At 39.7% G+C, this 21,336-nt stretch carries 21 protein-coding genes and 1 tRNA gene; all 22 read left to right on the top strand.

Features of this window, described 5'->3' with window-relative positions; genetic code table 11:
• Nucleotides 1-4: 4 nt before the first annotated feature.
• The 22 genes from KJ593_05305 to KJ593_05200 all read left to right on the top strand — a co-directional run bounded on the left by KJ593_05305 (nucleotide 5) and on the right by KJ593_05200 (nucleotide 21,317).
• Complete coding sequence (locus KJ593_05305) at nucleotides 5-943, top strand: 2-dehydropantoate 2-reductase (GenBank protein ID MBU2541300.1); 939 nt, start codon at nucleotides 5-7, stop codon at nucleotides 941-943.
• A complete protein-coding gene (locus tag KJ593_05300; protein ID MBU2541299.1) occupies nucleotides 940-1,371 on the top strand; it encodes a metal-dependent hydrolase in 432 nt (143 codons plus the stop codon). Before KJ593_05305 ends, KJ593_05300 begins: the two co-directional genes overlap by 4 nt.
• A gap of 48 nt (nucleotides 1,372-1,419) precedes the next feature.
• Nucleotides 1,420-3,141, top strand: coding sequence for a DNA polymerase/3'-5' exonuclease PolX (gene polX / locus KJ593_05295; GenBank protein MBU2541298.1), 1,722 nt, complete (start codon nucleotides 1,420-1,422; stop codon nucleotides 3,139-3,141).
• Nucleotides 3,138-4,076 carry an FAD:protein FMN transferase gene (locus KJ593_05290; GenBank protein ID MBU2541297.1) on the top strand — a complete coding sequence of 313 codons (939 nt, stop codon included), beginning with the start codon at nucleotides 3,138-3,140 and terminating at the stop codon, nucleotides 4,074-4,076. Before polX ends, KJ593_05290 begins: the two co-directional genes overlap by 4 nt.
• A 59-nt stretch (nucleotides 4,077-4,135) precedes the next feature.
• Nucleotides 4,136-4,969, top strand: coding sequence for a 3-methyl-2-oxobutanoate hydroxymethyltransferase (gene panB / locus KJ593_05285; protein MBU2541296.1), 834 nt, complete (start codon nucleotides 4,136-4,138; stop codon nucleotides 4,967-4,969).
• Between the two features lie 10 nt (nucleotides 4,970-4,979).
• Nucleotides 4,980-6,287 carry a glycine--tRNA ligase gene (locus tag KJ593_05280; GenBank protein ID MBU2541295.1) on the top strand — a complete coding sequence of 436 codons (1,308 nt, stop codon included), beginning with the start codon at nucleotides 4,980-4,982 and terminating at the stop codon, nucleotides 6,285-6,287.
• Between the two features lie 32 nt (nucleotides 6,288-6,319).
• Entirely contained in the window at nucleotides 6,320-9,076 is a 2,757-nt protein-coding gene (ppdK, locus tag KJ593_05275; protein ID MBU2541294.1) for a pyruvate, phosphate dikinase, read from the top strand.
• A 20-nt stretch (nucleotides 9,077-9,096) separates the two neighbouring features.
• Nucleotides 9,097-9,924, top strand: coding sequence for a sigma-70 family RNA polymerase sigma factor (locus tag KJ593_05270; protein ID MBU2541293.1), 828 nt, complete (start codon nucleotides 9,097-9,099; stop codon nucleotides 9,922-9,924).
• Entirely contained in the window at nucleotides 9,902-10,423 is a 522-nt protein-coding gene (locus tag KJ593_05265) for an adenine phosphoribosyltransferase (protein ID MBU2541292.1), read from the top strand. The genes KJ593_05270 and KJ593_05265 overlap by 23 nt, the downstream gene beginning before the upstream one ends.
• Nucleotides 10,424-10,428: 5 nt before the next feature.
• Nucleotides 10,429-10,504 (top strand) — tRNA-Arg (locus KJ593_05260).
• A 37-nt stretch (nucleotides 10,505-10,541) separates the two neighbouring features.
• Nucleotides 10,542-11,195 carry a histidinol phosphate phosphatase domain-containing protein gene (locus KJ593_05255; protein ID MBU2541291.1) on the top strand — a complete coding sequence of 218 codons (654 nt, stop codon included), beginning with the start codon at nucleotides 10,542-10,544 and terminating at the stop codon, nucleotides 11,193-11,195.
• A 197-nt stretch (nucleotides 11,196-11,392) separates the two neighbouring features.
• On the top strand, nucleotides 11,393-12,760 hold the full coding sequence (locus tag KJ593_05250) for an alginate export family protein (protein ID MBU2541290.1): 1,368 nt from the start codon (nucleotides 11,393-11,395) through the stop codon (nucleotides 12,758-12,760).
• A 144-nt stretch (nucleotides 12,761-12,904) separates the two neighbouring features.
• Entirely contained in the window at nucleotides 12,905-13,498 is a 594-nt protein-coding gene (locus KJ593_05245; protein ID MBU2541289.1) for a hypothetical protein, read from the top strand.
• Complete coding sequence (locus KJ593_05240; protein MBU2541288.1) at nucleotides 13,495-14,565, top strand: AAA family ATPase; 1,071 nt, start codon at nucleotides 13,495-13,497, stop codon at nucleotides 14,563-14,565. Before KJ593_05245 ends, KJ593_05240 begins: the two co-directional genes overlap by 4 nt.
• 16 nt (nucleotides 14,566-14,581) lie before the next feature.
• A complete protein-coding gene (locus KJ593_05235) occupies nucleotides 14,582-15,079 on the top strand; it encodes a nitroreductase family protein (GenBank protein MBU2541287.1) in 498 nt (165 codons plus the stop codon).
• Between the two features lie 44 nt (nucleotides 15,080-15,123).
• On the top strand, nucleotides 15,124-15,588 hold the full coding sequence (locus KJ593_05230) for a hypothetical protein (GenBank protein ID MBU2541286.1): 465 nt from the start codon (nucleotides 15,124-15,126) through the stop codon (nucleotides 15,586-15,588).
• 45 nt (nucleotides 15,589-15,633) lie between these two features.
• A complete protein-coding gene (locus tag KJ593_05225; GenBank protein MBU2541285.1) occupies nucleotides 15,634-15,945 on the top strand; it encodes a hypothetical protein in 312 nt (103 codons plus the stop codon).
• A gap of 263 nt (nucleotides 15,946-16,208) precedes the next feature.
• Nucleotides 16,209-17,837, top strand: coding sequence for a GAF domain-containing protein (locus tag KJ593_05220; GenBank protein MBU2541284.1), 1,629 nt, complete (start codon nucleotides 16,209-16,211; stop codon nucleotides 17,835-17,837).
• A gap of 68 nt (nucleotides 17,838-17,905) precedes the next feature.
• Nucleotides 17,906-18,088 carry a hypothetical protein gene (locus tag KJ593_05215; protein MBU2541283.1) on the top strand — a complete coding sequence of 61 codons (183 nt, stop codon included), beginning with the start codon at nucleotides 17,906-17,908 and terminating at the stop codon, nucleotides 18,086-18,088.
• Between the two features lie 374 nt (nucleotides 18,089-18,462).
• Nucleotides 18,463-19,860, top strand: a complete 1,398-nt coding sequence (lpdA, locus tag KJ593_05210) for a dihydrolipoyl dehydrogenase (protein ID MBU2541282.1) — start codon at nucleotides 18,463-18,465, stop codon at nucleotides 19,858-19,860.
• Nucleotides 19,820-20,743, top strand: coding sequence for a lipoyl synthase (lipA, locus tag KJ593_05205; protein MBU2541281.1), 924 nt, complete (start codon nucleotides 19,820-19,822; stop codon nucleotides 20,741-20,743). The genes lpdA and lipA overlap by 41 nt, the downstream gene beginning before the upstream one ends.
• Nucleotide 20,744: 1 nt before the next feature.
• Complete coding sequence (locus tag KJ593_05200; GenBank protein ID MBU2541280.1) at nucleotides 20,745-21,317, top strand: nitroreductase family protein; 573 nt, start codon at nucleotides 20,745-20,747, stop codon at nucleotides 21,315-21,317.
• Nucleotides 21,318-21,336 lie beyond the last annotated feature (19 nt).

Genomic DNA, 21,336 nt, shown 5'->3' with positions numbered 1-21,336 from the left:
TCCCATGGCGAAGATAGTTGTTGTAGGCCCAGGTGCAATCGGCAGCTTATTAGCAGCATATTTAACTAAAGGCAAAAATGAAGTATGGTTGCTGGATAAGGACAAATCTCGGGCAAAGCGAATTAATGATACAGGCATAAGGCTTGAAGGCGTAAGCGGAAATTGGCGCAGCAAGGTTAATGCGAGTGATAATGTCTGCGATATTAAGGCAGCAGACTTCATCATCATCTGCGTAAAATCCTATGATACGCAAAAGGCCCTCAAAGGGCTTAGGTCCTTGCTTGGCGAAGAATCACTCATAATAACTTTACAAAATGGTATCGGAAATATAGAGTTAATAAATGATATCTTTAGTAATAATCAGGTTGCTGCTGGCTCCACTAATATGGGTGCCACCTTGTTAACACCTGGTCATATTCGTCATGCCGGTTTGGGAGAGACTGTTTTAGGCAAGCTTGATGGTAAGATAACTTCTCAGCTGCGCACATTACGCGAGATATTTAATACTTGCGGCCTGTCAACGCGCATATCGCGGGATATTAAAGGATTGCTTTGGTCTAAATTGATCATTAACGTTGGCATAAATGCCTTAACAGCAATAACCGGCTTAAATAATGGCAGGCTTATTGAGTATGAGTGGACACATAAGATCTTGAAAGATACTGTCACAGAGGCAATAAAGGTTACTAAACGCAAACGCATAAAACTAATTTTTGATGATCCCCTTGGCAAGGTTGAGTCTGTTTGTGAGGCAACAGCTAAGAATGTTTCTTCAATGCTACAGGATGTGCTAAGACAGAAAAAGACAGAAATAGACTTTATTAATGGTGTTATAGTCCGCCATGGTCAGAGCTTAGGCATTGCTACGCCAATCAATCTCATGTTATATGAGTTAGTAAAGACTATTGAGGCAAGCTATGAGCACAGGGTTAGTAAGATATGAGGCCATTACCGCATGCAATTACATCTTTTGCAGCTTCTTTAGTTGTCTATAGCTGGTTAGATTCATTACTGGCTGCGATTATCTGTTTTTTAGGCGGGACCCTTATTGATCTGGATCATATTCCGGAATACCTGTCTATAAAAAATAGAGAGTTTAGTTTGAAGGCATTGTATTATTCTAATATAGTTAAGGACAAGGAAAGAATCTACATTGTCTTTCATTCTTTTGAATTAGTATTCTTATTGTGGTTGATGATTCTTTTGTTTGAGTTTAATTTGTTTTGGACAGCTTTTGCAATAGGCATAACCATGCATCTGGTCTTTGATTTATTTAGAAATCCCATAGCCTCGCCAGGTGCATATTTTTTCCTCTATAGGTTATCTAGAGGATTTAAGGGAAGTTTATTATTCAAAATACCCAAGAGTTAGTTTATTTTAGATTTTTTCACTTAAGAGGAAAAAACAGGGAAAAAATTAATGGATAATCTTGAGATTTCTCAAATCTTCAGGCAGATAAGTAAAATTCTAGAGATTAAAAACGATAATCCATTTCGCATACGTGCTTATGCGCGTGCTGCAGCAACAATCGAATCCTTAAATGAGGGCATTAACACACTTATCAGGGAAGATCAATTAGAAACCATTCCAGGCATAGGGAAAGACTTAGCAGCAAAGATTAAGGAAATAGCCTTAACCGGAAGTCTTAAATTTCATGAGGATCTAAAAAAGACCATTCCTCTGGGCCTTCTGGATATACTTGAGGTCCCTGGTTTAGGTCCTAAGACCGTAGGTTTGTTATACAAAAAACTGGGAGTCAAATCTGTTACAGAACTCCAGATATGCGCAAAAAGAGGCAGGCTTCATAAGTTAGAAGGGATTAGGGAAAAGACGGTTTCCAATATCTTAGCAGGCATAGACATCTTTAAAAAGGGGAGAGAAAGGATCTCTTTGGCTAAGGCACTTCAGATTGCTGAGGGCATCCTGAATAATCTCTCTTGCAACAAGCAGGCTAAGAAGCTTATGTATGCTGGTTCAGCACGACGCATGAAAGAGACTGTAAGAGACATTGATATCCTTGCAGCTTCAAATAACGCTAAAAAGATTATTGATAGCTTTATCAATTTAGGAGGCGTAAAAAGGATACTTGCTAAGGGTCAGACAAGGGCAAGTATAATTGCAGCCAGCGGCATTCAGGTTGATTTGAGGGTTGTACCTGTGATGAGCTTTGGTGCGGCCTTGCTTTATTTTACTGGTTCAAAGGATTTCAATATTAGACTAAGGCAGCTCGCGCTTAAGAAGAAAATGAAGATAAACGAATACGGCCTGTTTTCTGTTAAAGGTAAAAAAGAGAAGTTATTGGCTGGAAAAACAGAAGAGGGCATCTTTAAATCTTTAGGCCTATCTTTTCTTCAGCCAGAATTAAGGGAAGACAGGGGTGAAGTGGAATTAGCTATTAAAAATAGATTGCCAAAGTTATTAGAGCTATCAGACATAAAAGGCGATTTGCATGTTCATTCAAATTATTCAGATGGCCTAAATTCTATTTCCGATATTGCCTCTAGGGCAAAAAATAAGGGTTATGAATATATAGCTATTGCTGATCATTCTCAAAGTTTAAAGATTGCAAGTGGCCTGGATAAGGAGGCATTGAAGAAAAAGAAACAGGAGATCGAAAGATTGAATAAGGAATTTTCCTCAATTCGTATTTTATACGCTGCTGAAGTTGACATTGATTCGCATGGGGAGCTTGATTACCCGGCAGATCTTTTGGCTGAATTTGACGTTGTTGTTGCTGCAATTCACTCTGGTTTTAAGCAGCCAAAGAAGGAACTCACGCAGCGGATTATAAAGGCATGCAAGAATAAATACGTTAATATTATTGCCCATCCTACAGGCCGGCTTTGGGGTGTGCGCGAGTCCTACGACATTGATTTTAAAGAGATCTACAAAGTAGCAGCTAGCACTAACACCGCATTGGAAATAAATTCATTTCCAGATAGGCTTGATTTAAATGATATTAATTCTCGCCAGGCAAAGGCGCACGGCGTTAATCTGGCTATAAATACCGATGCCCACAATCTTAACCATCTGGATTTTATGCGTTTGGGCGTTGCCACTGCTCGTCGGGGATGGATAGAGAAAAAGGATTGTATTAACACTAAAGGCTTGAAGGAGTTAATGAGGATTTTAAAGAAATGAAACCACAATTTTTATCTAAATTATTAATTATAGTTTTTATTTCTCTGATTTTTTCTGGATGCTCTTATCGCGATTCAGAAGAGGCCTTTACGCTTCAGAGAAAGTTTCTTATGGGCACGATTGTCGAGGTCACCTCTAACTCGGATCAGGCAGCAAAGATTGTCTTCGATACCTTTAAGCGCCTTGATGAAAAATTAAGTCATTTTAAAAGCTCAAGTCCTGTAGCTGAGTTGAATAGAGATGGTATAGTTAGCGCTGATAAAGAATTGCTGGATTTAATAGTTGAGTCTTTAAGGATATCAGAGGAATCCTCAGGGACATTTGATATTACTATCGGCCCTTTGAGTGATATCTGGAAGAAGGCGATTAAGGGTAAAGAATTGCCGCCTCATAAGGAAATAAAAAAGGCCAGGGAATTAGTGGACTGGAAGCAGGTTTCTGTTGATAGGGAAAATGGCTTAATCAAATTTAAAAAAGCAGGTATGAAAATCGATTTAGGTGCAATTGCTAAAGGTTTTGCTGTAGATATTGCCGTAGAAAAATTAAAGGCAGCAGGCATTAGCTCTGCTTTAATTAATGCCGGCGGTGACATCTATTGTTTGGGAAAAAAATTTAATAGACCCTGGAAGATTGCAGTGAGGCATCCAGAAAAAGAAGGAAAATTTAGTCAGGTATTTTCTTTGGTTGATAGGGCGGTTGCTACAAGTGGAGATTATGAGCAATTCTTTACTCTGGGAGGAAAGCGTTACAGTCATATTGTTGACCCCCGCACTGGTTATCCCATAGATTCAAGGATTAGCTCGGTAACTGTTGTTTCAGATCGCGCCATGACTTCTGATGCGTTGGCAACAGCAATTTTCATCCTGGGTGAGAAAAAGGGTTTAGCATTGGCAGATAAATTTGAAGGTATAGAGGTTAAGATAATAAGCCGCTGACCTTGACAGTATGTTTATAGCTTGCTAAAATAGAATTTTTGTAATAGCAGAGGACTCTTATGACCAGAGAGAAAATTACAATCCCCCAGATTCTGGAGAAGAAGAAAAGGCGTGAAAAAATCACCATGCTTACTGCCTATGATTTTCCTCTTGCTTCTATAATTGATGAGTGTGGTATTGATATGATCTTAGTAGGGGATTCTGTGGCCAATGTTGTATTGGGTCTGGATTCAACAACTAAGGTAGGAATGGCTGAAATGCTTCATCATGCCAAGGCAGTAAGGCGCGCTGTTAAATACTCTTTAGTTATTGGAGATATGCCTTATGAATCCTACCAGGTTGATATTAAGGATTCAGTAAAAAATGCCCGTAGGTTTTTGGATGAGGCAGGTTGTGATTGCGTTAAGCTTGAGTGGTTTGATCGTTGTCTTGAAGTAACAGAATCAATAATAAAGGCCGGAATTTCAGTTATGGGCCATATTGGCCTTACGCCCCAGACCGCAGAAAAGATAGGTGGATTTAAGGTCCAGGGTAAAGATGCTGCTACGGCAGCCAAATTAATAGAACAGGCTCACCTCCTAGAAGACTTGGGTTGTTTTTCTATCGTACTGGAGTGCGTACCGGATATGATTTCCAAAAGAATAACAGAAGAACTTAAAATCCCTACTATTGGCATTGGCGCTGGTATTCATTGCGATGGCCAGGTATTAGTTACCCATGATTTGTTGGGGCTTTTTCAGCGCTTTCGGCCAAAATTCATAAAGCAGTATGTAGATCTCTCAAGAGCAATCAAGACAGCTGTCCAGGAATATAAAAAAGAGGTTATCGAAGCTAAGTTCCCGACGAAAGAGCATAGTTTTTCAATCAAAGAAGAAGAGTTGAAGAAATTATAATCGCTAAAAGATGTCTGATAACTTAATGGATAAAATAGTTTCACTCTGTAAGCGGCGTGGATTTATATTCCAGGGTTCTGAGATTTATGGCGGCCTGGCAAATACCTGGGATTACGGTCCTTTAGGTGTAGAGTTAAAGAGAAATGTTAAAGATGCCTGGTGGAAAGAGAACGTGCAGATGCGTTCAGACATGGTGGGTCTAGATGCTGCCATACTTATGCATCCTGAGGTTTGGAAGGCGTCAGGGCATGTGAAAAGCTTTATCGATAAATACAAAGATTGCTTGGTTTGCAAAAAAAGAATAAAAGCGGATGATCCGCGCTGGAATCCTAAAAAACCAAATAAGTGCCCAGAATGCGGTAATGACGGCGTTGGCTTGACAGACGCCAGAGAATTTAATCTAATGCTTAGGACTACCTTGGGTGCGTTAGGAGTTGGTGGAGCAGAAACCTATCTGCGCCCTGAGACTGCCCAAGGAATATTTGTCAATTTCTCCAATATCCTGAATACTACGCGTAAAAAATTACCATTTGGCGTTGCCCAGATCGGTAAGGCATTTCGTAACGAAGTCACGCCGGGAAACTTTACCTTCAGGACCAGAGAATTCGAACAGATGGAGATAGAATATTTTGTCTTGCCGAACGAGGCTGATAAATTCTACAAGCAGTGGATTAATGATAGATTCGATTGGTATTTAAAACTCGGTATGAAGGAAGAGAATCTAAAAAAGCGCGAACACAAAAAAGAGGAGTTGGCGCATTACGCCTTGGCCTGCACTGACATTGAATATAAGTTTCCTTTTGGCTGGAGTGAACTTGAGGGCATTGCCAACAGAGGAGATTTTGATTTAAGGCAACATCAGGATTGTTCTAAGAAAGATCTATCCTACGAAAAGAGCTTACCTTTTATTATTGAGCCTTCCGGAGGCGTTGACAGGGCAATCTTGGCTTTTCTTGTGGATGCCTATAGGGAAGAAGAGGTACGTGGCCAGCAAAGAGTCGTCCTAGGCCTCGGAAAACAACTTGCGCCTATAAAGGTAGCAGTATTGCCGCTTCTTAAAAAGAATAAGGAAATAGTCGACTTATGTAAGAGAATAGCAGCTGATTTAGAAAGGTCTTTTTTCTGTGCTTATGATGATACAGCAAGTATCGGAAGACTTTATCGTCGACAGGATGAGATTGGTACCTGTTATTGCGTTACAGTTGATGTAGAGAGTTTAGGGGATTCTAAGGTTACTGTTCGCGACAGAGACTCAATGAAACAAGACAGGATAGATGTTGGTAACGTAGGGCAATATTTAAAAGACAATTTAGGTTAATTTTTTATACAACAGGAAAGGAGTTTTAGGTAATGGCGAAGAAAAATGTCTACTTCTTTGGAGCAGGCAAGGCAGATGGAAATGGAAAAATGAAGAATTTCTTAGGTGGCAAAGGCGCTAATCTAGCTGAGATGGCAGGCCATAAAGATTTAAGATTACCAGTGCCAGCTGGTTTTACAATCACTACCGATGTCTGTATCTATTATTATAAAAATAATAAGAAATACCCAGCTGGGTTAATGCAAGAGGTAAATAAGGCCTTGTCAAAGGTGGAGAAGGTTATGGGTAAGAAATTCGGTGATTCTAGTAATCCGCTCTTGGTAAGCGTTCGTTCCGGTGCCAGAAAATCAATGCCTGGAATGATGGACACTGTGTTGAATGTCGGCTTGACGCAAAAGACAATACCCGGCCTTGTTAATATGACCGGAAATGAACGTTTTGTCTATGATGCGTACCGCAGGCTTATTACCATGTATTCTGATGTAGTTATGGAAAAGGCAGCTGGGATTGAGCCTAAAAGCGATAATCTAGGTGTGAGAAAACAATTAGAGGCAATACTGGAAAGAGTCAAAGGCCAAAAGGGCGCTAAATCAGATACAGAGTTGGATGCAGATGATTTAAAGAAGATATGCGCTGAATATAAATTGAAGGTAAAAGAAGTCTTAGGAAAGGAATTTCCTGATGATGCGATGAAGCAGCTCTGGGGTGGTATTGGCGCAGTTTTTGCTTCCTGGAATGGCAAGCGTGCAATTTCCTATCGTCGCATTGAGAATATTCCTGATGAATGGGGCACAGCAGTTAATGTACAGACAATGGTATTTGGCAACATGGGTAAGAATAGCGCAACCGGAGTAGCATTTACACGCAATCCCGGAAACGGAGAGAATCAATTTTATGGTGAATATCTTATTGATGCCCAGGGTGAGGACGTTGTTGCTGGTATCAGAACTCCGGCACCTATCAATAGCTATTCTCAGAGCGAACACAACAAAGATTTAAAAACCCTACAACAGGTAATGCCTAAGATATATTCACAACTTGATAGCATCCAGAGGAGACTAGAGAAACATTATAAGGATATGCAGGATATTGAATTTACCATAGAAGAAGGCAGGCTGTTTATGCTTCAGTGCCGGGTTGGCAAAAGAAATGGTCCGGCAGCCTTACGTATGGCTATGGATATGTATAAGGAAAAGCTGATTGATAAAAAGACTTTAGTGATGCGGGTTACTCCTAATCAGCTAGATGAGTTACTACATCCAATCGTTGACCCCAAAGAAGAGATGGCTACAAAACCTCTTGCTAAAGGCCTTCCTGCTGGTCCAGGAGGAGCAGTGGGTCAAGTTGTCTTTACTTCAGGCGATGCTGTGAAATGGGCAAATGAAGGCAAAGAAGTGATTTTGGTACGAGAAGAGACAAGTCCGGAAGATGTTGAAGGCATGCGTGCTGCCAAGGCAGTACTTACTGCTCGCGGTGGCATGACAAGCCATGCAGCATTGGTTGCTAGGGGCTGGGGTAAATGTTGTATTGTTGGCTGCTCTGTTTTAGAGATTAATGCTGAGGAAAAGATAATTAATGTAGGCTCTGAGGTTGTTAAAGAAGGAGACTGGATAACACTCAATGGCACTAAAGGCAACATCTATGGTGGAAAGCTTGGAATGATAGATGCTGGTGAGGAAAATAAGCTGTTATTTTCATTTCTCACACATTGTGATTCTTTACGCAAGCTTAATATCAGGACTAATGCTGATACGCCAGAGGATGCAAAACGCGCACGTAGTTTTGGCGCTGAAGGTATTGGTCTGTTTAGAACCGAACATATGTTCTATGGCAAGAATTGCGCAGAGCCTTTGTTTAAGCTGCGCAAGATGATAATGGCAAATTCAAGCCTTGAAAGGAAGAAAGCGCTTGATGAGCTTTTTGGCCACGTTAAGAATGATTTTAAAGGTACATTGCGCGCAATGGAAGGCCTACCAGTTACTATAAGGCTTCTTGATCCGCCGTTGCATGAATTCGTTCCTAAACAAGAGGAGCAGCTAGATGCCTTGGCAAATAGTTTATCTATTAGCGTTGCTGAAGTAAAGAAACGTGCTGAGGCCTTGCATGAGAGCAATCCGATGATGGGTCATCGCGGAGTGCGCTTGGGAGTTACTTATCCAGAAGTAACAAAGATGCAGGTACGTGCTATCCTTGAGGCAGCTGCAGAGTTGACGCAGGAAGGCGTTAAGGTTAAACCAGAGATAATGATTCCTGTAGTTTGCGCTTCTCGCGAACTAGATAATCAGTTTAATTTGATAAATGAGGTTTATAAACAGGTTTTAAAAAAATATAATTTAAGAAAATTGTCGTTTCTTGCGGGTACGATGATTGAGATTCCGCGCGCAGCACTCATTGCTGATGAAATTGCCAAGGTTGCTCAATTCTTTTCATTCGGCACGAATGATCTTACTCAGATGAGCTTTGGGTTTTCACGCGATGATATCGGAGGATTTCTGCAGGATTATTTACAGAAATCTATTTTAGAAGACGATCCATTCAAGACAGTTGACGTAACTGGCGTGGGAGAGTTAATAACAATGGGAATAGAGCGGGGTAGAAGCACAAGGCCTGGGCTCAAGGTAGGTATCTGTGGCGAGCACGGAGGCGATCCTGCTTCTATAGAGTTTTGTCATAAGGTGGGCATGGATTATGTTAGTTGCTCTCCTTTTAGGGTTCCGATTGCAAGACTTGCCGCTGCCCAAGCAGCGCTTAATAATGCTCAAGGCAAAGCTAGAAAGGCAAAGAAATAACCTTTATTAATTATTAGATCATGGAAGCCATTAAAACTTATTTAAGAGATATTCACGATATCCCGCTTCTGACAGCCAAGCAGGAAGCAGCAGTAGCTAAAGAAGTTTTGCGTGGCAATAAAGAGGCGAGGCGTAAACTCATTCGTTCAAATTTACGCCTTGTGATTAGCATGGCAAAGCGCTATGCTCATTTTGGACTGCCTTTAATTGATTTGATTGAAGAAGGCAATGTTGGGCTTATGCGGGCGGTTGATAAATTTGATTATAGGAAGGGCTTTAGGTTTTCCACTTATGCTGCCTGGTGGATTAAGCAGGCAATTACTCGCGCAATCTTTGAGCAATCACGTACTATCAGAATTCCTGTTTATATGAATGAACTTATTGCCAAATGGAAAAGGACGCAAGAGGCCCTGCGCCAGAAATTAAAACGTAATCCTTCACAGGAAGAAGTAGCAAAAAAAATGAAATTACACGTGGATAAGGTAAATGATATAGAAAACTGGATAACCAAGATGTCCTCTCTGGAGGCTCCGATTGGAGAGGCAGATGAGAGTCAGGTTATGGATTTGATAGAGGATACAACCTCGACTTCAAAACAAGGCCTAAAACAGGCATTGGACCACGATGATATTGAAAATTTACTCCACATAACAAATCGTCGAGAAAAAGAAGTTTTGGATTTACGTTTTGGTCTCAGAGACGGAAAAATCCATACCTTGGCGATGATTGCCAGGAAATTAAAGGTCTCGCGTGAAAGGGTCAGGCAGATTGAGGCACAGGCGATTAAGAAGATTCGCCGGTTTACATCAGAAGAGGAGAAGACGAATGAAGAAACAGGATCTCGCTAAATATATCCGTTCCATCCCTGATTTTCCAAAGGCAGGAATACTCTTCAAGGATATAACGACACTTTTAGCTGATAAGGATGCCTTTTCTGCAAGTATTGATTTAATGGCGCAAAACTATAAGCATAAAAAAATCGATGCTATAGTTGCTGTTGAGGCACGCGGATTTATTTTTGGAGGCGCCCTTGCTTACAAGCTAGGAACCAGCTTTGTCCCAGTAAGAAAAAAAGGGAAGTTGCCTTACAAAACGCTCGAGGTTACTTATGATCTTGAGTATGGTCAGGATACGCTTACTATCCATGAGGATGCATTTAAGCCCGGAGCTAACATATTGATCATAGATGATCTTCTTGCCACAGGTGGAACAGTTAAGGCAGTTTGCGATTTAGTAGCAAAACTTGCAGGAAATATTATCGACATCTGTTTTTTAATCGAGCTTACTGAGTTAAAGGGAAGAGAAAAGTTAGGTGATTTACCAGTCTTTTCCCTGATTAAATATTAAAAAAAGCGCCTGTAGCTCATTTGGATAGAGCGGGGCTCTCCTAAGGCCCGTCTTGGGGTGGTTCGAATCCACCCAGGCGCATAATCTATAAATCGGGCCAGAAGAAGCTATAAACATTATGTATGATTTTCACTGCCATTCTTTATTAAGCGACGGCGAGCTCCTACCAGCAGAACTTGCTAGACGTTATGAAGTAGCTGGCTATAAAGCAATTGCCATAACAGACCACGTAGATATTTCAAATATTGACTTTGTAATTGATGCAATTCTAAAATTTTGTAAAGGCTGGCCAAAAAATGCAAAATTAAAAATTCTGCCCGGTATAGAGTTGACTCATTTAAACTTAGAGGATTTTGCGCCCCTTGCAAGCCTGGCTCGAAAAAGAGGAATCAAGATTATTGTCGCACATGGCCAGACCATTGTTGAACCAGTCAGAAAAGGAACCAATAAAGCAGCCTTAGAAGCTGATATTGATATATTGGCTCATCCCGGGTTTATCTCTGATTCAGAGCTTAAATTAGCAGCCAAAAAAGGCGTTTCTCTTGAATTAACATCTCGCAAGGGCCATAGTCTTACCAATGGCTATGTTGCAAAAAAAGCTCTTCAATTTGGTGCGGAACTTAGCCTGAATAACGACGCGCACATACCGTACGATATAATTGCACCAGAACAACTTAGGGACGTTGCTTATGGTGCGGGACTTAGCCAAAAAGACGTTGAAAAAATCTATGAAAATTATCAAAAAATCCTTGACAAATATAAGGTTATTTGATACTTTAGATATAACTAGTTATATAGGTTATACCATCAGTGATGGCTTTAAATCTGGGCAGAAAGGAGCGTGAGGAAAAAGACGCCCAAAGGTTATCAAAAAGTCTGATGATATACATATAAGTGAAACAACGTTGCTAGAAAAAGATCTAGCTGTTCATTATATAAAATTAAATGTTCCTTAAGGAGGAAAAACAAATGAGTAAACGCTTAACACTAGTTCTGCTAGCAGCCGCAGTTGTAGCATTTATTGCTACTCCGGCATTTGCTGCTGTCCAGAACGTAAAAGTAAGCGGTGATCTAGAGATTGTACCTTTGGCTCGTGATTGCTGGGATTTGGTTACTCAATCTCAAACCGCTACTGATAACCAAGAACGTGCTATTCTGGGATTTTTGAGGTTAGGGATTAATGCTGATTTAACTGACAATGTTTCAGTTACAGCCAGGCTCCTTAACGAAAGAGAATGGGATACTGACGCAACAGATGCAGAAGATATCCAGCTTGATTTGGCTTACGTAACTTTAAAGGAGTTTTTATATTCTCCTTTAACGTTAACGCTAGGTCGTCAGGAACTTCATATGGGTTCTGAAATGATTGTTGGTGATCCTGATGATAACAATAGTGCAGTAACAACTACAGTTGCAACTACCCAGCCAGATTTAAGCAAGCAAAAAGCATTTGATGCTATGAGAGCAACCCTAGATTATTCGCCTTTAATTGTTGATTTACTCTATGCAAAGATTGCTGAAACTACTGCTGGCGCTGCTGATGATCAGACTCTATATGGTATTTCAGCTAATTATGATTTAGGTGATGATTGGAGTTCAATCTTAGAAGCTTATTTCTATGATCGAATTAAAGATACAGAGGTTTCTGCTGAGATTAGAAATGGTGAAGCAACGCAGGTCTTTGGTGCAAGAGTTGTAACTCATCCGATTGAAAATTTGACTTACAGCTTAGAAGGCGCTTATCAGCTTGGTACCTACATAAATGATGTTGCTGTTGATAGGGATGATAGGACAGTTGATAGAGAAGCAGTAGCTATTGAAACAGCTGCTACTTATGCTTGGCCAGAAGTAAGATATTCTCCAACTCTGACTGCTCTTTATGCATACTTTAGCGGTAATGATGATGGTTGGGATCCAGTAAACGCAGAACATCCTAGTTACCATGCATGGGATCCATTGTATGAAAATCAGACATTTGGTGATATTGCTTGTGCTCTATTGGATCAGACCAATATTCACCTCGCTGGTTTAGTTGCCACTGCAGAACTTGCTGATGACATCAATGTAGAACTTGGCGGCTATTTATACTGGTGGGCTGAGGCATATGGTTTTGACAGTACTTTAACTGCAACTAATCATGAAACATTGCCACAGAGCGTAGACTTGACTGATAAATCTTTTGTAGGTCAGGAAATCGATCTAAGTTTGCTTTATGACTATACGGAAGATGTACAGTTCGGTCTGAAGCTAGGTGCATTTATACCTGGTAATGCATTTGATAGTTCAACTAACTCTACAGCAAGTCAGGCTGTTGGTTCAATGAAGGTTTCCTTCTAAGAGTTGTTTAGTAGGTAGCTTTGAATCCCCGGTTCTTAATTGAACCGGGGATTTTTTTTGCATAAAATATTTATTTTAGTAAAATTTTGTTATATAATAAATGAGTATATAGGCCTGGAAGGTTTTAGAATATAGCTTTAACTTATGAAATATACACACCTTTACAATCGAATTGCTGACACCTATTTTACAAGAAGGGAAGAGGTTTCAAGAGGCAACATTAATTCTAAAAATAGACCCAATCTCTTTATCGGTATCGGCATTGTAAGTCTTATTGTCCTTATTGGCGTCTTGTTATTTTCAGGGAATATTTTTAAGAAAGCCAACACTGTTAAGGCGCAAAAAAAGAGCCTTTCGGTTTTGGCTAATATCCTGCCTCTAAAGCTTAATTATAACTTTTCCCAGACTCATGAAAAGATAAAGAGCATTAGTCTTGATTTACCTAAGATAAATTTGGTTGATTATGATGTATTGGAGTTTGCCCTGCGGGGTGATCCGCAAGAAGGATTTAGCAGCTTGATTAAGGTGGGCCTTGAGAGTTCGCGCCGCGAGAAGAAATCAATTTATATTAGAGGCATAGAATCACGCTGGAAGACATTCAAGATTCCGCTTGAGATCTCTGAGCTGAAGAGCTTCTCTGACCTTAGCGGTATTAGTTTTATTGTCGAGGGCTGGAATATTGAAAAAGAACAAGGGCGTATATTTATAGATAAAATCAAATTTACTAAAAAAGAATGAAAATAATTTCCATTACAAATCAAAAAGGCGGCTGCGGCAAGACAACAACAGCTATTAATTTAGCTGCAGCGCTTTCTATGAACAACAAAAAGACCCTGTTGATTGATTTAGACCCTCAAGCGCATGCCAGCATAGGCTTAGGTATAGAGAGCGAGAAGAGTATGTATGATTGTTTAAGTAATTTTTCCAAGCCAAAATTGAAGATAAAAGAGGTTGTTTTAAAAGTTAAGAATAATTTTTCTATCGCACCTTCTAGTCTGCTTATGAGTACACTTGAGCAGGAGATGTCAACTGAAATAGGCCGCGAGGGCCGGCTTAAGGCAGCACTTTCAGAAATAGATGATTATGACTACTGTATTATGGATTGTCCTCCTAATCTTGGTATATTAACTGTTAATGCGATTTGTTCTTCTGATGAGCTTATTATTCCTGTAGAGATGAGTCGTTTTTCATTTGAAGGCTTAGATCGGCTTCTATGTATTGCTGAGTTGATTCGTCAGCGTCTAAAACACACCGTAGACTTCAAGGTCTTGGTTACGATGTTTGATTCTCGATTACAATATTCGCATAATATGCTTGCAGACATAAGCGAGAAATTTAAAGAAAAGATATTCAACAGCATTATCCATGTCAATGTTAAGCTGAAAGAAGCAGCAAATAGCGGTGTTGCTGTTTTTGATTTCAATAAATACTGCCGAGGCAGCAAAGATTACTTTTCTCTGGCGCGGGAAATCATAAGCGCAGCCGAAGCTAGTGATGTACGTCTTGATGATGTTAAAGAGGTAATTAAGAAGGAAATAGAGCGCTTTATTAAGGCAGAGTTCAGACTTCATGCACCTGAGGCAAAGGAGGTTTATTTAGCAGGTGATTTTAATCAATGGTCGCCAAATAAGAAGTCAATGTTTACTAAAGAAGAAAACGGCATTTGGAAAAAACACCTAAACCTGAAACCCGGCCGCTATCGCTATCGCTTTGTTGTTGATGGGAAATGGTGCGAAGATCCCAATAACCCAGTAAGTGAAAAGAATCATTTTGGCGAAATTGATTCGTTGTTAGATTTAAGATAGCCTCCTCATAAGAACCATGGAAACCATTCAGACGATCAAAAAGAGAAGAAGTATAAGGACATTTGAATCAAGAGCTGTTTCTAAGGATATAATTAAAGAATTGCTGGATTGTGCCCGTTTTGCGCCTACTGCAAGGAATATTCAGGCCTGGCAATTTATTGTGATAACAGATAAACAGACCAAAAAGAAAATCTCTGATCTAGCTCCCAATGGTAATTTTATCAAAGATGCTCCGGTTTGCATTGCGATAGTATCTGAGGATACTAAGTATTATCTTGAGGATGGCTCTGCTGCAACGCAGAATTTACTGCTTGCGGCTGTTGATCTTGGGCTCGCAGCCTGTTGGGTAGCAGGAGATAAGAAAGACTATTGTGTAAATGTCCTGGATATCCTAAAAGTGCCTTATAAATATAAGTTAGTGAGTATGATCGCCTTGGGATATTCGAAAGAGAAGAACGAAATTGCACCCAAAAAATCTTTAGATCATCTAGTCCATTGGGAGAGGTTCAAATAGGAAGAAAAATGATTTTCGGCCTTATCAAAAGAATAAAGCAAAGCATGGAACCAAAAACAATGGTTACCGTGAAGAAAATTAAAACCAAAAGGAAAACAGCTAGAAAAAAAGTTAGATTAAAGAAAAAATCCCCTCTCAAGAAAAGAAAAAAGTTAAAATCTAAATTAGTCTCTCGCAAGTCCAGGCCAAAGAAACCAAGAAAAAAGAAAATAGTAAGGGTTAAGGTAACTAAGAAGCAAACATATATCCAGACAGCTAGAGAAGAGCTGATTGGAGTTATTACTCACTTTTTTCCGCAGATATCAGTTTGTGTTCTTACTGTAACCAGTGGAAATTTAAAGGTTGGAGATACTATTAGGATTATCGGCTCTACTACAAATCTCAAACAGCGCGTTAAATCTATCCAAATAAACCATGTCTCCATACAGACAGCAGTAAAAGGAGATGAGGTGGGCCTGAAGGTTTCAAAGCGGGTTCGCATACAGGATAGAGTTTATAAACTAGTCTAAGAATTATGTTAATTGTAATTTAAATCTTTTTGTAGAATACAAAAAATGCGTGTTCGACTAAGGGTATGGAAACATTTTGATATTAATGAAGTAAAGGAACATCTTGTTATTGTTGGCCAGTTGAGTGCCGATTGTGCAAACTGCAGAGCAATAGGAATAGATTACCTAAAGGCTAAAAAGTGTCCAGAATGCAACTCCGAGTTTAAATTTATTGCTACCCGCCAAAATCAGGGAAGATTTCCTCCTCATCTTATAAAGCGAATAGGGCAGATGCGGCCGGAATTAGAGCTTATTGACTATGCTGATTTTAAGCATGCCTCAGACCGCTCTCAGGCAGAAAATTTCTTCAAAAAATAGCAAATTTCGACATAATCCCTTATTTTAAAGTAAGTTAAATCTTTTTTGATAAACTTTTTCATAGTCTTGAAAAAGCTAGGAAAGTCATGTATACTTTTATAAACAGTACTATCTATTGAGAAAGCGCTTTTAGGAGGTATTTATTAAGTTAGCAAAAGCCATGGTTTAATAAGGAACCGGGAAATGACATAATGTTGAAAGTCTATAATTGCCGCCGCTAAAACAGTGGCGGTTTTTTATTTTGATATATAGGTAAAGAGAATATGCTAAAGGTAAATCAACTAAAAAGTTTAATTAAAAGATTGCATGTCGTAGATGAAGTCGCGGCTGGTTTTTCACTAATTGACCGCGACTTTCGTATTGTTTGGGTTAATGCTACGCATATTAAATGGTTTGCAAAAACAAGGAATATCATAGGTAAACATTGTTATAAAATATACGAAGGAAGAAATGATATCTGTGTGGGATGTCCATGTAGAAGATCATTTAAAACTGGCAAGACATATAAGGCATTACGTCCTGGAATCTTGGAGGATGGCAGGAAAGGATTATTTCAAGTTATTGCTAATCCTATTAAAGATAAAAAGGGTAATGTTATTCAAGTATTAGAGTTAGTTTACGAGGTCACTGATCGGGTTAGACTCAGCAAGCAACACTCTAGTAAGATTACCAGTCTTAAAAGTATTTGTGGTAAACTTAAGAGTTCAAATAAAAAACTTAATGTTGAGATTAAGCGCATGCGTTCTGTTAGCAAGAAGGTGTCTAGTGGCAACGATACCTTGAATAAAAGATACAGGACATTGCTGAAGAGATTAAACTATAAACAGGAAGAGTTGCATGATTTAGTTATTGCCAATAAGTTAGTTTGTTCAAACGGAGATACTGCAAAGGCTGTTTCGTTGATTGCAAAATTAGCCAAAGACTTATTGCATGCTGATGCTGCTTCAGTTCGTTATGTAGATAATGAGTCTAGAATGCTTGTTCCAAAGACTGCCATTGGTTTGGGTAAAAACATGCTTATGGAGACTCCTCTTAAGATAGGTGAAGGTATAGAGGGTAGGGCAGCAGCAAGTGGTAAGGTCTTTATTTGCAATGACATGCAGCATGATGATCGCGTCTTGTATCCTGATAAGGCTAAAGAGGAGCATCTGCGTTCAGCACTTGTTGTTCCAGCAGCTTTCAAACAGCAAAATCTTGCTGTATTTAGCGTGTTTTATCGCCATGTGAAGCAGTTTAGTGATGAAGAGATTGAATTGATTAAGGCATTTTCCAATCAGATTGCTGTCGCCATTCAGGAAAATAAAAACTATGATGATGTGCATAAGAACTATTTCAGTACATTGAGGGCATTGGTTTTGGCAATGGAAGCCAGAGACCCTTATACAAGAGGTCATTCAGAGCGGGTTACAATGTATGCATTGGATATTGCTCGCAAGTTAAAACTACCTGATAATATGCTTAGGATAATCCATTATGGCGGCACTGTTCATGATGTTGGAAAGGTAGGAATATCAGATTTGATTTTGAATAAACCAGGAAGATTGACTGCAGTTGAGCGCTCGATTATCGAGCTTCATCCGATTAAGGGCGCAAAAGTACTCCAACCGCTTAAATTTATGAAACAATGCATACCTTTAGTTAGGAATCATCATGAGCGCTTTGATGGCGATGGTTATCCTGATCGCATTGCCGAAACTGAAATACCCTTAAGTGCCAGGATTCTTGCCTGTGCAGATTCCTTTGATGCGATGACAAGTGACAGGCCATACAGATTGAAGAAAATGACAGTCAAGGATGCAATTAAGGAACTGAGGGTTAATGCTGGTTTGCAATTTGACCCTAAGATTGTACCTGTTTTCGTTAGTTTGATTAATAAGAATAAATATATTTAATATAGATCATATCACGTTGACATAGCATGCTTTTTATGTTAGTATTAACAAAAAAAGGATGCTAACTTATGTACAGATGCCAAATTTGCCAACGTGAGATTGATGAGGTTGCTGCTATTTCTCATATTAAGGCAGAAGAATACTTGATGAATCTGATACTGAAGGATCACCCTGAGTGGCACGAGAAGAATCCAACTTGTAAGAAATGCCTGGAATATTATCGTCGCCTCATAAAGGATTCTGAGGTATAGGATCTTGAATTTTCCTTATCTATAGGGTATACTTTACGTTAAGTGTTCTTTTATTTAAGCCGATAAGGGTAAACCTAGAGAAATCTAGGGACATCTTTCAGGGATTATTTCCTTGAGGGATCCTGAGCAATTCGTTCAGGACAAAGCCGCAAACCTATAGCTATAGCGACCCGAAACCTCACTTTTAGTGGGGGAAGGTCCATAGTATGGTGGTTGGGTTACCGAAGAGAGAGGTAAGGTAAGTTAACCTTTGTCGGCTCAGGAATATTATACAGGCGTCCCTAAAAAGGGGCGCCTTTTTTTGTGTATTGCCATTTTTTTCTGTAAATGGTAGAATAAGCAATAGGTTTAACTGGGAAAGATTGGAGTTAAATATGCCAAAGACATATGATGTTGTTGTAATTGGAGCTGGACCTGGCGGTTATGTTGCAGCTATAAGGCTGGCCCAATTAGGAAAATCTGTATGTGTTATAGAGAATGCCAAGGAACACTTAGGTGGAGTGTGTTTGAACGAAGGCTGTATTCCCACCAAGGCCTTATTAAACAGTGCTCACCTTTATGATATTCCAAAGGAAGCAGCCAAGGCTGGTATAGACCTGGAAGCTAAAGAGGTGGATTTTTCTAGGCTAGTCTCTTGCGCTCTATCAAGTTCTGCTCAGCTTCGCAGCGGAATTGAGTATTTATTCAAAAAGAATAATATTGATTTGATTATTGGCCAAGCACGCTTTTCCTCCAAGACATCTGTTTTGGTTATAAGTGGCGACAATGAGACAGAGGTCAATGCCTCCAACTTTATTATTGCCACAGGTTCGCGGCCGAAAGTATTCTCTGGTCTTGAGCCAGATGATAAAAATGTAATTACAAGTGAGGGTGTATTTAGGCTCAAGGAAATACCAAAGAGTCTACTTGTTATTGGCGGCGGTGCTATAGGAGTAGAATTCGGCTCATTATTTAAAAGCCTAGGCTCTGAGGTGTGCATAGTTGAGCTTACAGGCCAGTTGTTACCGCTTGAGGATATTGATATTGCCCAGGAAATTAGCAAATACCTCAAAAGAACAGGGATTGAAATTTTACTTGAGAGTTCTGTAGTTAACTTAGAGAGAAAAACCCATTCTTCTATTGCCCAGATCAAGACTGCTAACGGGGTAATTAATAAGGAGTTTGAGTACGTGCTTCTTTGTGTAGGCCGTTCACCCAACACTGAAAGCCTTGGTTTGGAGAAAATAGCAGTTTTGCTGGAAAAAGGCTGCATTGTTGTAAATGAAAAAATGCAGACCAATATAAAGAATATCTATGCTATTGGTGATTGCATAAACTCTCCTATGTTAGCCCACGTGGCATCAGCTGAAGGCATCCTGGCAGCTGATGTGATTTCAGGAAAAAGGCCTAAGCCGATTGATTATTCATCCATACCGTCTGCTGTATATTCAGAGTTTCAGGCAGCAAGCGTTGGTTTGACTGAAAAGAATGCAGGGGATAAAGGGCTAGATATTGTAGTAGTTAAGCATTTTTATAGGTCTTGCGGAAAGGCCATTCTTTTACATAAGCAAGACGGCTTTATCAAGATCATCGCTGAGAAAAGAAGCGGTAAAATCCTGGGAGTACATATTGCAGGCCATGAGGCAAGTGAGCTAATACATGAGTTTGTAGTAGCTAAAAGTAATAATTTACGCGTTCAGGATATTGCCCATACCGTTCATGCCCACCCAACACTCTCCGAACTTGCTGTTGATGCAGCAAAGGCAGTATTTGATAAGCCAATCCATGGATAATTCAAGTCAGAGACCAGACTGGTTAAAGGTTAAGTTAAGCACCAATAGTTCTTTTAAGCGCATAAAAGAGCTAAATCAGCGCTTAAATCTTAGGACTGTATGCCAGGAGGCAGCTTGTCCTAATATAGGCACTTGTTGGTCTGGACTTGCTCTTACCTATATATTACTAGGTAAGAACTGTTCTCGCAGCTGTAAGTTCTGTAATGTCTCAAAGGCTGATTTGGATGTGCCAGATCCTAATGAGCCTGAAAGGGTTGCCCAGGCTATTAGAGAACTAGGCCTTGATTATGTTGTTCTAACCTCTGTTACGCGGGATGATTTGAAGGATAAGGGTCTCTCAGGATTTATTCAAACTGTATTTCTGATTAAGCAGCAAAGCCCACACGTAAAAATAGAGCTATTAATACCTGATTTTGCAAATTCGCCTCAACTTCTTGAGAGGATCGCTTATTCTGGGGCTGAGGTTATTGGTCATGATATAGAGACTGTAAGAGGGCTCTATCCTGAAATCAGACCTGACTCTAGTTATGATAAGTCCTTAGAGGTGTTGAAATCTCTAAAGGATTTTAATCATGCGATTATTACAAAGAGCGCTCTCTTGATTGGACTAGGAGAAAATCAAACGCAGATTGTTAAAACTATGAATGATTTGAGGCAAGTAAGTGTTGATATCCTTTATCTGGGCCAATATCTTTCACCCTCAAAAGCTCATTGGCCGGTTAAAAAGTATTATAAACCAGAGGAGTTTGCTAAACTTAAAAAGAGTGCAGAGTCTTTAGGCTTTAGAGTGGTTGTTTCTGAGCCTCTTGCCAGAAGCTCCTGGCGCGCAAAAGAGACATATAATAAGGCTCATAGTGCATATTGCTTATCTAGTGGTATCTAAAATGGACGTTTATAAAACCATAATCTCACGCAGGACAATTCGTAAATTTAAACAAGAGTCGATAGGAGAGTCGCTCTTAGAGAAAATATTGGAAAGCGCAAGGCTTGCTCCAAGTGCTTCAAACTTGCAGCCTTGTGAATTTATAGTTGTTAATGAGCCAAAGTTAAGAGATGAGTTGTTTAATGCTTTAAAATGGGCTGGATATATTGCTCCAAAGGGAAATCCAGGCAAGGATGAAAGGCCTCTTACCTATATAATAGTCATTACTGATACTAAGAAAAGCTCCTGGGGTATAGTAGATGCTAGCAGCGCAATAGAGAATATGATACTTACGGCCTGGAGTGAAGGCGTGGCTTCTTGTTGGTTAGGGGCAATTGATAAAGAAAAGATAAGACAAATTTTTAAAGTCCCGGATAATTATAGCGTTGAGTTTGTGCTTGCCTTAGGCTTTCCTGAAGAGAGCTCGGTTATAGAAGAATGCAAGGGAGATGTTAAGTATTGGAAGGATGAGCAGGGTACTTTGCATGTTCCCAAAAGGTCCCTTAAGCAGGTAGTTCATAAGAATAAATTTTAATACTATTTCTATTGCATTT

Source organism: Candidatus Omnitrophota bacterium (assembly GCA_018830005.1).
Lineage (GTDB): Bacteria > Omnitrophota > Gorgyraeia > JAHJTE01 > JAHJTE01 > JAHJTE01.
The sequence above is the reverse complement of the archived record's forward strand: the minus strand, read 5'-3'. Positions and strand labels throughout refer to the sequence as shown.

Excerpts from the sequence above, each read along its gene's own strand:
- KJ593_05305 (MBU2541300.1), top strand. The coding sequence starts at position 5 with ATGGCGAAGATAGTTGTTGTAGGCCCAGGTGCAATCGGCAGCTTATTA.
- KJ593_05240 (MBU2541288.1), top strand. The coding sequence starts at position 13,495 with ATGAAAATAATTTCCATTACAAATCAAAAAGGCGGCTGCGGCAAGACA.
- KJ593_05300 (MBU2541299.1), top strand. The coding sequence starts at position 940 with ATGAGGCCATTACCGCATGCAATTACATCTTTTGCAGCTTCTTTAGTT.
- KJ593_05220 (MBU2541284.1), top strand. The coding sequence starts at position 16,209 with ATGCTAAAGGTAAATCAACTAAAAAGTTTAATTAAAAGATTGCATGTC.
- KJ593_05215 (MBU2541283.1), top strand. The coding sequence starts at position 17,906 with ATGTACAGATGCCAAATTTGCCAACGTGAGATTGATGAGGTTGCTGCT.
- lpdA (MBU2541282.1), top strand. The coding sequence starts at position 18,463 with ATGCCAAAGACATATGATGTTGTTGTAATTGGAGCTGGACCTGGCGGT.
- KJ593_05230 (MBU2541286.1), top strand. The coding sequence starts at position 15,124 with ATGGAACCAAAAACAATGGTTACCGTGAAGAAAATTAAAACCAAAAGG.
- KJ593_05270 (MBU2541293.1), top strand. The coding sequence starts at position 9,097 with ATGGAAGCCATTAAAACTTATTTAAGAGATATTCACGATATCCCGCTT.
- KJ593_05200 (MBU2541280.1), top strand. The coding sequence starts at position 20,745 with ATGGACGTTTATAAAACCATAATCTCACGCAGGACAATTCGTAAATTT.
- lipA (MBU2541281.1), top strand. The coding sequence starts at position 19,820 with ATGCAGCAAAGGCAGTATTTGATAAGCCAATCCATGGATAATTCAAGT.
- KJ593_05250 (MBU2541290.1), top strand. The coding sequence starts at position 11,393 with ATGAGTAAACGCTTAACACTAGTTCTGCTAGCAGCCGCAGTTGTAGCA.
- KJ593_05235 (MBU2541287.1), top strand. The coding sequence starts at position 14,582 with ATGGAAACCATTCAGACGATCAAAAAGAGAAGAAGTATAAGGACATTT.
- ppdK (MBU2541294.1), top strand. The coding sequence starts at position 6,320 with ATGGCGAAGAAAAATGTCTACTTCTTTGGAGCAGGCAAGGCAGATGGA.
- KJ593_05255 (MBU2541291.1), top strand. The coding sequence starts at position 10,542 with ATGTATGATTTTCACTGCCATTCTTTATTAAGCGACGGCGAGCTCCTA.
- KJ593_05290 (MBU2541297.1), top strand. The coding sequence starts at position 3,138 with ATGAAACCACAATTTTTATCTAAATTATTAATTATAGTTTTTATTTCT.
- polX (MBU2541298.1), top strand. The coding sequence starts at position 1,420 with ATGGATAATCTTGAGATTTCTCAAATCTTCAGGCAGATAAGTAAAATT.
- KJ593_05225 (MBU2541285.1), top strand. The coding sequence starts at position 15,634 with ATGCGTGTTCGACTAAGGGTATGGAAACATTTTGATATTAATGAAGTA.
- KJ593_05280 (MBU2541295.1), top strand. The coding sequence starts at position 4,980 with ATGTCTGATAACTTAATGGATAAAATAGTTTCACTCTGTAAGCGGCGT.
- KJ593_05245 (MBU2541289.1), top strand. The coding sequence starts at position 12,905 with ATGAAATATACACACCTTTACAATCGAATTGCTGACACCTATTTTACA.
- KJ593_05265 (MBU2541292.1), top strand. The coding sequence starts at position 9,902 with ATGAAGAAACAGGATCTCGCTAAATATATCCGTTCCATCCCTGATTTT.
- panB (MBU2541296.1), top strand. The coding sequence starts at position 4,136 with ATGACCAGAGAGAAAATTACAATCCCCCAGATTCTGGAGAAGAAGAAA.